This window comes from Methylocystis sp. (assembly GCF_050251305.1).
Classification (GTDB): Bacteria; Pseudomonadota; Alphaproteobacteria; order Rhizobiales; family Beijerinckiaceae; genus Methylocystis.
Genome location: NZ_JBFWNB010000076.1, coordinates 1 through 10,970, shown reverse-complemented (window position 1 = coordinate 10,970; position 10,970 = coordinate 1). Strand labels below are relative to the sequence as shown.

Annotated in this window: 14 protein-coding genes; 11 read left to right on the top strand and 3 right to left on the bottom strand. The window is 62.6% G+C overall.

Going from position 1 to position 10,970, the window contains the following annotated elements:
• The first annotated feature begins 448 nt into the window (after nt 1-448).
• A complete protein-coding gene (locus AB7F41_RS16420; protein ID WP_428385506.1) occupies nt 449-946 on the top strand; it encodes a DUF1269 domain-containing protein in 498 nt (165 codons plus the stop codon).
• Nucleotides 947-991: 45 nt separating this feature from the next.
• On the opposite strand, the gene AB7F41_RS16415 is transcribed toward AB7F41_RS16420, so the two are convergent.
• Entirely contained in the window at nt 992-1,645 is a 654-nt protein-coding gene (locus tag AB7F41_RS16415; RefSeq protein ID WP_428385507.1) for a hypothetical protein, read from the bottom strand.
• Between the two features lie 362 nt (nt 1,646-2,007).
• On the opposite strand from AB7F41_RS16415, the gene AB7F41_RS16410 reads away from it, so the two are divergent.
• The 6 genes from AB7F41_RS16410 to AB7F41_RS16385 are packed head-to-tail and all read left to right on the top strand — an operon-like array spanning nt 2,008 to nt 6,963.
• Nucleotides 2,008-3,147 (top strand): 4Fe-4S dicluster domain-containing protein, encoded by a 1,140-nt coding sequence (locus tag AB7F41_RS16410; protein ID WP_428385509.1) that lies wholly within the window; start codon nt 2,008-2,010, stop codon nt 3,145-3,147.
• A complete protein-coding gene (locus AB7F41_RS16405) occupies nt 3,144-3,608 on the top strand; it encodes a cyclic nucleotide-binding domain-containing protein (protein ID WP_428385511.1) in 465 nt (154 codons plus the stop codon). Before AB7F41_RS16410 ends, AB7F41_RS16405 begins: the two co-directional genes overlap by 4 nt.
• Nucleotides 3,592-4,440, top strand: coding sequence for an FAD/NAD(P)-binding protein (locus AB7F41_RS16400; protein ID WP_428385512.1), 849 nt, complete (start codon nt 3,592-3,594; stop codon nt 4,438-4,440). Before AB7F41_RS16405 ends, AB7F41_RS16400 begins: the two co-directional genes overlap by 17 nt.
• A gap of 1 nt (nt 4,441) precedes the next feature.
• Nucleotides 4,442-5,218, top strand: a complete 777-nt coding sequence (locus tag AB7F41_RS16395) for an oxidoreductase (protein WP_428385514.1) — start codon at nt 4,442-4,444, stop codon at nt 5,216-5,218.
• Nucleotides 5,208-6,500: a Ni/Fe hydrogenase subunit alpha gene (locus AB7F41_RS16390; protein WP_428385515.1), complete on the top strand. Its 1,293-nt coding sequence runs from the start codon at nt 5,208-5,210 to the stop codon at nt 6,498-6,500. Before AB7F41_RS16395 ends, AB7F41_RS16390 begins: the two co-directional genes overlap by 11 nt.
• Nucleotides 6,490-6,963: a hydrogenase maturation protease gene (locus AB7F41_RS16385; RefSeq protein ID WP_428385517.1), complete on the top strand. Its 474-nt coding sequence runs from the start codon at nt 6,490-6,492 to the stop codon at nt 6,961-6,963. The genes AB7F41_RS16390 and AB7F41_RS16385 overlap by 11 nt, the downstream gene beginning before the upstream one ends.
• 24 nt (nt 6,964-6,987) lie before the next feature.
• Here AB7F41_RS16385 and AB7F41_RS16380 read toward each other — a convergent pair whose 3' ends face one another.
• Complete coding sequence (locus AB7F41_RS16380) at nt 6,988-7,653, bottom strand: hypothetical protein (protein WP_428385519.1); 666 nt, start codon at nt 7,651-7,653, stop codon at nt 6,988-6,990.
• A gap of 337 nt (nt 7,654-7,990) precedes the next feature.
• On the opposite strand from AB7F41_RS16380, the gene AB7F41_RS16375 reads away from it, so the two are divergent.
• From AB7F41_RS16375 to AB7F41_RS16360, 4 genes are all read left to right on the top strand, one after another.
• Nucleotides 7,991-8,137 carry a hypothetical protein gene (locus AB7F41_RS16375; RefSeq protein WP_428385520.1) on the top strand — a complete coding sequence of 49 codons (147 nt, stop codon included), beginning with the start codon at nt 7,991-7,993 and terminating at the stop codon, nt 8,135-8,137.
• 168 nt (nt 8,138-8,305) lie between these two features.
• Nucleotides 8,306-8,527, top strand: a complete 222-nt coding sequence (locus tag AB7F41_RS16370; protein ID WP_428385522.1) for a hypothetical protein — start codon at nt 8,306-8,308, stop codon at nt 8,525-8,527.
• A 201-nt stretch (nt 8,528-8,728) separates the two neighbouring features.
• Nucleotides 8,729-9,424 carry a M15 family metallopeptidase gene (locus AB7F41_RS16365; RefSeq protein WP_428385524.1) on the top strand — a complete coding sequence of 232 codons (696 nt, stop codon included), beginning with the start codon at nt 8,729-8,731 and terminating at the stop codon, nt 9,422-9,424.
• An 84-nt stretch (nt 9,425-9,508) separates the two neighbouring features.
• Nucleotides 9,509-10,048: a hypothetical protein gene (locus tag AB7F41_RS16360; protein ID WP_428385526.1), complete on the top strand. Its 540-nt coding sequence runs from the start codon at nt 9,509-9,511 to the stop codon at nt 10,046-10,048.
• 87 nt (nt 10,049-10,135) lie between these two features.
• Here AB7F41_RS16360 and AB7F41_RS16355 read toward each other — a convergent pair.
• A partial coding sequence (locus tag AB7F41_RS16355; RefSeq protein ID WP_428406698.1) for a DUF4396 domain-containing protein occupies nt 10,136-10,970 on the bottom strand: 835 nt, incomplete at its 5' end.

Genomic DNA, 10,970 nt, shown 5'->3' with positions numbered 1-10,970 from the left:
GTCGTGCTTCAGCTGCTGATCAACATTCAGCGTCTGATCGGCAAGGACGGCATCGCCCTCCTGACCGAGTAATCGAGACTGTCGCCGCCCGCCCCTCGCGGCGGGCGGCGACGCGAACGAAAATAATCGGGGAGGTCCTATGCTGGTCGCCATGCTGATATTGGCCGCGGCGCTCTCGCCGCTCTGTTTTCTCTATGCTGCGCCGCGTCGCGTTCCGCAGCGCGCCCGCTGCGAAGCCGCGCAACTGCGACGCCGCGAAGACTGATTTGTTTGTGGCATGGGGGGCCGCCGATGACGCCGCGAGGCGTCGCCGGCGGCCCATCTCGTTATGGTTGTTGTTGATAGTCATGGATCGGACGCCGCGCCGCGGCGCATTGTCTTGCTTTTTCGCCGATCTAAATCGTCAATGGCGGCGCGTCGGGATCGGCGCGTGGAACAGGAGAGGCCGATGAATGATCTTCTCGTGATTGCGTTTCCGTCGGAAGAAAAGGCCGAAGAAGTTCGGCAGAAGCTCTTCACGATGCAGAAGGAATATCTGATCGAACTCGGCGACGCGGTCGTCGCGGTGAAAAATCCCGACGGCGCGGTGAAGCTCAATCAGCTCTTTAACACCACCGCCATCGGCGGAGTGTCCGGCGCGTTCTGGGGCGCTTTGATCGGGTTGATTTTCATGATGCCCCTCGCCGGCGCGGCGATCGGCGCAGGCGCAGGCGCCGTCTCCGGCGCGCTGACCGACTTCGGCATCGACGACAAATTCATGAAGGACGTCGCCGCCGCGGTTCCGCCTGGGGGCGCCGCATTGTTCCTGCTGGTGCGCAAGATGACGACCGACAAGGTGCTCGAAGGGCTGAAAGGCGTCGGCGGCGTCGTGTTGCGGACGTCCTTCGACAAGTCGAAGGAAGACGCGATCCGCGCTGCGCTGTCCGCGCAGCCTGCGTCCGCCTAAACTCCGATTGCGCGCCGAATGCGTTTCGGCGCGCAATCCGGCCGATCAGACGATCTCATCGGACTCCTGAGCTTTTCGGCGATGCGTATGCATCGAAATGTAGATGCTGGATATGATGAAGGCCACGCCCATGACAGAGACGAGAATAAACAGCGACGAGCGCTGAACGATCGCCACGGCAGGGACGAAGATCCCGAGAATGATTCCGACGACGCAGATCTGCCAAGCGGCGGCGTGAACGCCTGCGACGAAGGTCGCGACCGCGAGCAACACCATCAGATTGAGCCCGGCTGCATTGACGTCGATCAGCTTGCGTAGCGGCGGCGAATAGATCAGCCACATGCCGAACAGAAACGCCGCCCAGTGCAGCACCTGCGTCCAGACCAGCCGCGTGCGTTCATGCGTCGTGTGCGCGTGGCGCCAGCCGACATAGATGCAGATTGCGCAATAGAGCGGCGTCAACAGTTCCCAATAAAGGGCGACGGGCTGTCCAGTGAAGGTGACGATGCCGATGCCGAGCACGGCGGTCGACAGCATCACGATATAGGGCAGGTCGATCTTGATGACGTCGAGAAAGAGAATCCCTGCCGGCTGAGTCCTGATCTCCTCTATGCCTTGCTCGAGCGTCGCCGCCCAGCCCTCATGCTGATGCGACGTCTCTGGCAATTTGGGTTCGGCCGGGTCGGAGCCGTTGGACATGAGCAATCCTCGCTGGTTTTCGAGCGCGTATGATGGCGCGCTTCTGCTAATTTTCGCCTTGTCGTACGCGCCTGCCGGCCGAGATAGAGCGCCAAGATAGTTCGTGCGCAAGGACCGAGCAACCGGCGGACGCGAATTCAGAGGGTCGTTTCGCGACCGGCCAGTTTCGATTCTGCGGTTTTTTAGGCTACGACATTCTCTCGGCGCGCGCCGCCGCGCGGCGCGATCGTCGCTGGCCGACCGATGTCATGGCCATGTCATGGCCATGTCACAGGCGCTGGCAAAGGCTAAATTTGCCGCGGGAGAAATCTCGGATCACCATGCATCTGATTTGCTTAGATAAGGCCAGCTAGGAGCGCATCGTGGCCAAAGCGGACGGCGTGGCCGTCATCACGGTCGGGGGATTGCAGGACCTGCTGCAGGCGATTCGGGCGCGCGGCTATCGCGTCGTCGGACCGACGATGCAGAATCAGGCGATTCTCTATGACGATATCGAGTCCGTCGACGATCTGCCGCGCGGATGGACGGATGAGCAGGACGGCGGCCGCTACAGATTGGCGAGACGCGACGATGAGGCGCTCTTCGGGTACGCCGTCGGGCCGCAGTCGTGGAAAAAGTTTCTGCACGCGCCGAAGCTGCGGCTCTGGACGGCGGAACGAAGCGGCGACAACGTCAGCGTCACGCCCGAAGCGGAGCCTGACGATCGTCTCGCCTCGATCGGCGTGCGGGCATGCGAAATGCGCGCGATCGAGATTCAGGACAGGGTGTTCCTCGGCGATCTCTATGTCGATCCGCATTACGAGACATTGCGCGCGCGCGCGCTGATCGTCGCCGTGAACTGCGGCCAGGCCGGCGGCACGTGCTTTTGCGTCTCAATGCATGCGGGGCCGCGCGTCGCGCAGGGGTTCGACCTCGCGCTGACCGAGCTTCTCGACGGGGGCGAACAGCGCTTCCTTATCGAGACCGGCAGCGAAGAGGGGCGCGCGCTCCTGGAACAGATCCCGCATCGGCCTGCGTCGGCCGTCGAGATCGAGGCCGGCGACGCCGTGGTCGAACGCACTGCATCCTCGATGGGCCGGGAGATGCGGACGGACGATCTCCATGAGCTGCTGACGTCCAATCTCGAACACGCCCGCTGGGATGAGGTGGCCACGCGCTGCCTCACCTGCACCAATTGCACCCTGGTCTGTCCGACCTGCTTCTGCACCTCGGTCGAGGACGTCTCCGACCTCGCGGGGGAGCGCGCGGAACGCTGGCGGCGGTGGGACTCGTGTTTCACCATGGATTTTTCCTACATTCATGGCGGCAGCGTTCGCGCCAGCACGAAATCGCGCTATCGCCAGTGGATGACGCACAAGCTTGCGACCTGGATCGACCAGTTCGGCTCGTCGGGCTGCGTCGGCTGCGGCCGCTGCATCACTTGGTGCCCGGTCGGCATCGACCTCACCGAAGAAGTGCGCGCCATCCGCGGCTGTGACGCCGCCGCCGAGGAGTCGCAATGAAGGACATTGCCGATCTGCTCCGTCACCATCCCTTCGCCGAGGGGCTTGATGAGGATACGCTGAGGCTTGTCGCGGGATGCGCCAAGAACGTCGTCCTGCAGCCGGGAGAATATATCTTTCGCGAAGGGGCCGCGGCTGATTCCTTCTATCTCGTGCGACACGGCTCGGTGGCGCTCGAGACGTTCGTGCCGGCGCGCGGACCGTTCACCTTCCTCACCGTCAAGAGCGGAGAAATCGTTGGCGCCGACTGGCTCATTCCGCCCTATCGCTCCTCCTTCGACGCGCGCGCCGTCGAACTGACGCGCGCAATCTCCTTCGACGGCAAGTGCCTGCGCGGCAAATGCGATGCCGACCCGCGCGTCGGCTATGAAATGATGAAGCGTTTCATTCCGCCTCTCGTCACGCGGTTGCAGTCGGCGCGCATGCAGGCGCTCGGGATGTATGATGCCGCAAACGCCTGACGCCGTAACGCCGATCGCTTACCCGATGGCGCCGAGCATGACGCCCGTGACCCGCTTCATTCGCGAGTCGGGAGACGTCTTCACCTTCGATCTTGCGCCTGAGCGCGCGACGCCGTTCGCGCCGGGGCAATTCAATATGCTCTATGCGTTCGGCGTCGGCGAGATACCGATCAGCATCAGCGGCGACTCGCACGCGCCCGAGCGGCTCACCCACACGATCCGCGCCGTCGGTCCGGTCAGCGCGGCGCTCGGCAAATTGAAGGCCGGCGACCGCGTCGGCCTGCGCGGCCCCTTCGGAGTCGGCTGGCCGATCGAGGACTACAAGGGCTTCGATGTTCTGCTGATCGGGGGCGGCATCGGACTCGCGCCGCTTCGGCCGGTGATCTACTGGCTCTTGCGCCATCGCGCCGCCTATGGCCGGGTTGGCGTTCTCTACGGCGCACGCGCGCCGGACGATCTGATCTTTCGGGGCGAACTCGAGGACTGGCGGCGGACGCCTGACTTCCAGTTGCGCGTCGCCGTCGAGCGCGCCGGACCGGAATGGACCGGGGACGTCGGCTATGTGACGCCTTTGCTGTCGAAGCTGCGCTTCGATCCCGCGGACGCCGTCGCGATGATCTGCGGGCCAGAAGTGATGATCCGCGCAACGGCGCTTGCGCTCGAAGACATCGGCATCGCGGATTCGCGGATCTTCATTTCGATGGAGCGCAATATGAAATGCGCCATCGGCCATTGCGGCCACTGCCAGTTTGGTCCGTTGTTCATCTGCAAGGACGGGCCGGTCCATCGTTACGATCGCGTGCGCGATCTCCTCTCCTATCGGGAACTCTGACGTGGAGCGCGCCCGGCCAAAGCTCGCCCTCTGGAAATTCGCGTCTTGCGACGGCTGCCAGCTCAGCCTTCTCGATTGCGAGAACGAATTGCTGGCGATCGCCGGCGAAGTCGAGATCGCGTATTTTCTTGAAGCGACGCGAGCGACGGTCGAAGGCCCATACGATCTCTCGCTCGTCGAGGGGTCGGTGACGACGGCGCATGACGCGGCGCGCATCCAGGAAATCCGCAAGCAGTCGCGCTTGCTGATGACGATCGGCGCATGCGCCACTTCGGGCGGCATCCAGGCGCTGCGCAATTTCGCCGACGTGCGCGAATACGCCGCCATCGTCTATGCGCGGCCCGATTATATTCAGACGCTGGCGACGTCGACGCCGATCGCCGACCATGTGAAGGTCGATTTCGAACTGCGCGGCTGCCCGATCAGCACGAAACAGCTCGTCGAAGTGATCTCGGCCTTTCTCGTCGGGCGAAAGCCGCAAACGCCGCCGCATAGCGTCTGCGTCGAATGCAAGATCGCCGGCAATCTGTGCGTGATGGTCAGCCATGGGACGCCTTGTCTCGGCCCCGTCACGCATGCGGGCTGCGGCGCACTCTGTCCTTCCTACAATCGTGGCTGTTATGGCTGCTACGGTCCGAAGGAGACGCCCAACGCGCCGTCGCTCTCCGCGCAGCTGGGCGCGCTCGGCATGGACGATGACGCGCTCAAGCGCGTTTACCGAACGTTCAACGCCAATGCCGACGCCTTCCGGAAGGAAAGCGAGCGCCATGACAAGTAGGACGATCAAGGTCGGGCAGCTTGCTCGCGTCGAGGGCGAGGGCGCGCTCAAGGTCGTCGCGCGCGACGGCGTCGTGCAGTCGGCCGAACTCAACATCTTCGAGCCGCCGCGCTTCTTCGAAGCCTTCCTGCGCGACCGCATGTATACGGAGGCGCCGGACATCACCGCCCGCATCTGCGGCATCTGTCCCGTCGCCTATCAGATGAGCGCGGTGCACGCGATGGAGAACGCTCTCGGCGTCGCCGTCGACGGACAGCTGCGGGAATTGAGACGGCTGATCTATTGCGGCGAATGGATCGAAAGCCACACGCTGCACGTCTATATGCTGCATGCGCCGGATTTTCTCGGCTATGAGGGCGCCATCGAAATGGCGCGCGACCATGCCGATATCGTGCGCCGCGGGCTCGATCTGAAACGAGTCGGCAATTCGATCATCGCGCTGCTCGGCGGCCGCGAAATTCATCCGATCAATGTCCGCGTCGGCGGCTTTTACAGCACGCCGAACCGGCGCCAGTTTCAGCCGCTTGCCGAGGAGCTGAAGCGGGCGCGCGACTTGGCGCTCGCGACCGTGCGCTGGACGGCCGGCTTCGAGTTTCCGGACGTGGAGCGCGACTATGAATTCGTGGCGTTGCGCGGCCACGGGGAATATCCCTTCAGCCACGGCCGCATCGTCTCGAGCCGCGGAATCGACATCGCTGCGGCGGAATATGACGAATATTTCGAGGAGACTCACGTTCCGCATTCGACCGCGCTGCATGCGCACATCAAGTCGCGCGGCGCCTATCTCACCGGGCCCCTGGCGCGCTACGCGCTGAACGCCGCGTCGCTGTCGCCGCTCGCGCGCGAGGCGGCGCAGGAGGCGGGGCTTGGAGCCGTTTGCGGCAATCCGTTCCGCAGCATCGTCGTTCGCGCCGTCGAAGTTCTCCACGCCTGCGAAGAGGCGCTGCGGATCATCGACCACTATGAACAGCCGGAACGCCCGGCCGTCGAATTGGAGGCGCGCGCGGCGACCGGCTACGCCGCGACCGAGGCGCCGCGCGGCATGCTGTATCACCGCTATCGGCTCGACGCCGACGGCAAGATCGCGGATGCGCGAATCGTGCCGCCGACGTCGCAGAACCAGCCGAGCATCGAAGAGGATTTGAGGACCTTTGCGACCGCCTGGCTCGACCTGCCGGACGACGCGCTGCGTCACCGCTGCGAGCAGACGATCCGCAATCACGATCCCTGCATTTCCTGCGCGACGCATTTTCTGCGGCTCGAGATCGATCGTGGCGGCTAGCGCGCGCGAAGGCGGGCGTGTCGTCGTGGTCGGCGTCGGGAATCCTGAGCGCGGCGACGACGCCGCCGGCCGCGCCGTCGCCCGGGCGCTCGGCGTTTCGCTTGGCGACGTCGACATCGTCGAGGAGGACGGCGAGGCGACGCGACTGCTCGCGCGGCTCGAAGGCGCAAACGCCGCCTATCTTGTCGACGCCTGCGTTTCGGGCGCGAAGCCTGGCGCGATTCGCCGCTTCGACGTCAGCGCCGGCCCGCTTCCGCAGACCGCCTTTGGCGCGTCGACGCATGGCTTCGGGCTCGGCGAAGCGCTGGAACTCGCGCGGGCGCTCGGCGCCTTGCCGTCGCGCTGCGTCGTTTATGCGATCGAAGGCGAGAGCTTCGAGGCCGGCGCGTCGATCTCGCCCTCGGTCGCCGCCGCAGTCGACATCGTCGCTGATCGACTGCGCGCCGACATTCTCGGCGAATGAGTCGCCGCGCATAGCGACGCGATGTCAAAAAGCGGTAAAGCGAATTCCCGTCGAAATGTAGTTTGACGCGCCATGGACGCCGTTAATGAGGCCGTAAACGCCGGAGCGATGGTGGACGCGAACGAAGACTTCGAACGGCGCTTCCTTGTAGGGCGACACGGTGAGTTCGGGAACAAGCAGGTTCAGAAAACGGGAGCTGTGGCCGCTGCTGTCGAACTGTCGTTCGAAGTCCGAAATCCCGGTGACGTAGCTGGCGCCGATCAGGCCAAGTCGAAAATTCGTGTAGACGAAATCGTTCCAGGGAAAATACGTCCATCGCGCCATCGGGATCAAATCGAATTCCCACTGCTGCCCGGCTTCGCGACTGCCGAAGCGCTTGGCGACGCCGCCCTCGAGCTCCAGCTCCAGAGGGATGCTCTGGAAGCGATAGGCCGTATAGACCGCATGGGCGTCGACCAGAATCCCCGAGGCGAAGTTTGGCGCCCAGGGCCGCAGGACGGTGATGTTGATCAGAGACTGGTCGCTCAGGGCGCCGACATAGGCGCCGATCCTGAGCGTCGGCGCGGCTTTCGACGCGAGCATGCCCGGGATGAGCGGCGCAGGCGGAACGGCGTTCTCCAGCTCAGAAGCGTGTCCTGCAGCGATCGTCAACAACACAGCGGCGACTGCGCCCGCGCCCGAATGTTTCATGAAAGGTCTCTGGCTTTCGGCCCGACGGACCGAACAGGAAGATTATAAAAACCTGAATGTGGATTATCTATAAGATAAATTTGCGTTTTTTAGGACAGAACGGATTGTTTGGCGACGGCGGGTCGATCGCGCCTTGCGGCGTGTCGCCGCATAATTTGGACTCAAGGCCGAAACCGATTGGCAACATTGCAGCAACCTGCTCGAAACGGCGGCGTGATTAGAATAGGGCTCGCGCAATTGTTGGGATCAATCGGCGCCCGGCGCATCCCGAGCATGGCGTGCACATGGCGCGCTGCGGCCTGGCCGCGACGCCCGACGCCGCCGGATGGAGAGACTCATGCAGCGTTTAATGGCTTCTGAGAAATTCGCCGCGACTGTCTCGACGGTGCGGATACTTGTCGGATTGCCAATGCGCATCGTGCGTCGCATTGCGGCTTCGCCGGAAGCGTTTGTCGACGCGATCGAGCGTCTCGCCAAGCATTAGGCGTCATTTAGCTCTGGCCACATGAAGAAAGAATATTGCGTAAAAGAATATTTCTGGACATTCATATTTATTTAGACAGCAGTAACTGAGCAGAACCAGTCCAAACTTGAACGATCCTGCCTGCATCCCAATTGAATTTGGCAAGCGCCAACCAATTGGGAGGAAAATATGCGCAGGTTCACGCTACTCATCTTCGGGGCGCTCCTTGCTTTCGCCGCGCCGGCGCAGGCCGAACGCGTCGCCCGCAATCCTTACGACGGGGATCTCCAGGCGTATGGCGGGCCCTGGCGCTACCAGCACAGGGATTGGAGCCGGCCCGGACACCCGCATGATCCCGGGGTGTGCTACTACTGGAACGACTATGTTGGCCAATGGGAGTGGGGGTGCTGAGCAACCGCATTCCCAAGGGCCATGACGCTTAAGACGCGTCGAACATTAAAAAGCGCCCCGCTGCGACATCCGCAGACGGGGCGTTTTTCGTTCTGCGCGCGCGTGTGAACCGAACGGCGGAATCTCGGCGACGCCGGCGAGTGGATCGGCCGTTGCGGGGCGGCTATTGTGTCAGAGCCGAAGAGCCGCCGGAACGCGCGCATGTGCACCGCATTATCTGGATTTCGAAAGGGTCTGACGCGCCGCCTGCAAGTCGTCGCAGCGGTTGCGCTTCTGTCTTTGCCGCTTGACGGCGCAGCGGCGCAAGCGCGGGGCGCCAAGGTGACGGCGCAACCTATTCCGGATTCCGTATGGGCATACATGCAGGGGAGGTCGTGGCGCGCGGAACTGCCATGTCCGGGACGCAACCAGCTTGTTCTGTTGCGAGTCCCTTACCTCGATTTCGACGGCGCCTCTCAAACCGGTTCGCTGATTGTCGCGAGAAGCGTGGCGAAGGCGGTCGCCGGCGCCTTTCAGGACATTTACGACAGCGGGAAGTTTCGAATCTATCGCATGTCGCTGATCGATGAATTCGACGGCGACGACGCGCGATCGATGGCGGCGAACAACACCAGCGGCTTCAATTGCCGAACCACCGATCGCGGCGCGATGTCGCGGCACGCCTATGGAATGGCGGTGGACATCAATCCCGTTCAAAACCCCTATCGCGAGGGAAACCTCACCGAGCCCGAAGCCGGGCGCGCCTACGACCGGCCCGACAAGCGCAGGAGAGATATTGTCGGGATCATCGTCGACGGCGACGTCGTGACCCGGGCCTTCGCGCGACAAGGCTGGCGTTGGGGCGGCCATTGGAAGAGAAGCGTCGACTATCAGCACTTTTCCAACGACGGGCACTGACGGTCAGGAGTGCGTCCGACTACAGTGTTGCGTCTAATACCTCCCGTAATGCATCTATTGTGCTGACCTCGTGGAGGATAATCGATGCCGTCTCAATCAACTTTGCTCGGCGCGGCCGGAGAGCATCACGTCATGGCGGAATTGCTTCGGCGCGGTTACATTGCCGCTCTTACACCCCAAGGTGTTCCCAATGCAGATGTTGATGTTACCGATATCGAAGGTTCCCGGCTTTGTTCGATCCAGGTCAAGACACGCCGTGATATTGGTTCCGATGGCGGCTGGCACATGAAAGCGAAACACGAGAACATTTTATCTGATCGGTTGTTCTATTGCTTTGTGGATTTCGGCAAGGGTACGGACGTTCGTCCTATTGTGCATATACTACCGAGCTTCCGCGTTGCGGAGGTGCTCTCCAATACGCATCAGCAGTGGCTCGCTAATCCTGGAAAGAAAGGTCAACCCCACAAAGATGGGCCGATGCGACGACTGCTCCCAGACTACACTAAAGTTTTTGGGTCCACCGATAATCCTTACCCGAAGGGCTGGCTCAATCAGTATCGCGACGCATGGCATCTGCTAGGCTTAGAAAGAGGGGATGTGGAGCGAGAAGTGGATCTTTCATGAGAGGAGGACCAGAATTCGATGCTTTCCCCGCATCGGGGACGCCCTTAGAGCCCATTGGCTGGGATATATGGGAGGACTTTTCGCGGATCACGATGTTTGCGAAAGGATGACGCCGATGGCGACGCCGGCCGTCAGGATCACAAAGGACAGCCCGACGACGAAGGCGATCATTTTCGTCGAAACTTTCGGCCGCATATCCATCTGCTCGTCCATCTGCTCGTCCATGGGAGCGTTCATGTGCTCGTCGATGTGCGCGCCTTTCGGCGTCGCCATCTCGCCGCCAGACGCCATGCCTGCCATCCCCGACATCTCGGTCATTCCCGACATGCGGGTCATCCCCGCCATCTCGGGCATGGCGCCCATCGCCGGCGTCGTCCCTTTGGGCCGCACCGTCGTCATCCCATGCTTGAGCTTGTTCGCCACCAGCCAGTAGTTCATCGGATAGGCGGCGCAGAGGCCGACGAGCAGCGCCATGCTCATGATGAACCAGAACGCCGGCGACGATGGATGATCGCCGCCCGCGACATGCGCCTTGCCGACCATTGAAACGATCGCCATTCCGGACATCAGGCAGTTCATCGAGGTGAGTTCGGGAATGAAAGTCGTCTTGAGCGCCTTGCCGTAAGACCCGCCAGCCATGTCGCGCATGAACAGAGCCTGGAAAATGCTCCAGCCGAACATGAAGCCGAGCACATATTCGAGCAGGAAATCCGCAAGGGGCGGCAGGCTCAGCAGCGCTGCGACGACCGCGCCGACGAGAATGCCGACGCCGTCGCCGGCGACGCAATGCATGGCGGAGCCGAGCGCCTGTCGCCAGGGCGTCGCGACATAGGCTTCATGCAGGCCGGGCAGGGGCTCGCGGCAACCCAGCACATACAGAAACGCCCCGAACGGCCCGGTGAACAGCGTCACCAGCACAAAT

What these genes read in the sequence shown, in the direction of transcription:
- AB7F41_RS16380 (WP_428385519.1), bottom strand. Translation starts at nt 7,653, where the DNA reads ATGAAACATTCGGGCGCGGGCGCAGTCGCCGCTGTGTTGTTGACGATC.
- AB7F41_RS16415 (WP_428385507.1), bottom strand. Translation starts at nt 1,645, where the DNA reads ATGTCCAACGGCTCCGACCCGGCCGAACCCAAATTGCCAGAGACGTCG.
- AB7F41_RS16405 (WP_428385511.1), top strand. Translation starts at nt 3,144, where the DNA reads ATGAAGGACATTGCCGATCTGCTCCGTCACCATCCCTTCGCCGAGGGG.
- AB7F41_RS16370 (WP_428385522.1), top strand. Translation starts at nt 8,306, where the DNA reads ATGCGCAGGTTCACGCTACTCATCTTCGGGGCGCTCCTTGCTTTCGCC.
- AB7F41_RS16400 (WP_428385512.1), top strand. Translation starts at nt 3,592, where the DNA reads ATGCCGCAAACGCCTGACGCCGTAACGCCGATCGCTTACCCGATGGCG.
- AB7F41_RS16390 (WP_428385515.1), top strand. Translation starts at nt 5,208, where the DNA reads ATGACAAGTAGGACGATCAAGGTCGGGCAGCTTGCTCGCGTCGAGGGC.
- AB7F41_RS16360 (WP_428385526.1), top strand. Translation starts at nt 9,509, where the DNA reads ATGCCGTCTCAATCAACTTTGCTCGGCGCGGCCGGAGAGCATCACGTC.
- AB7F41_RS16375 (WP_428385520.1), top strand. Translation starts at nt 7,991, where the DNA reads ATGCAGCGTTTAATGGCTTCTGAGAAATTCGCCGCGACTGTCTCGACG.
- AB7F41_RS16420 (WP_428385506.1), top strand. Translation starts at nt 449, where the DNA reads ATGAATGATCTTCTCGTGATTGCGTTTCCGTCGGAAGAAAAGGCCGAA.
- AB7F41_RS16365 (WP_428385524.1), top strand. Translation starts at nt 8,729, where the DNA reads ATGTGCACCGCATTATCTGGATTTCGAAAGGGTCTGACGCGCCGCCTG.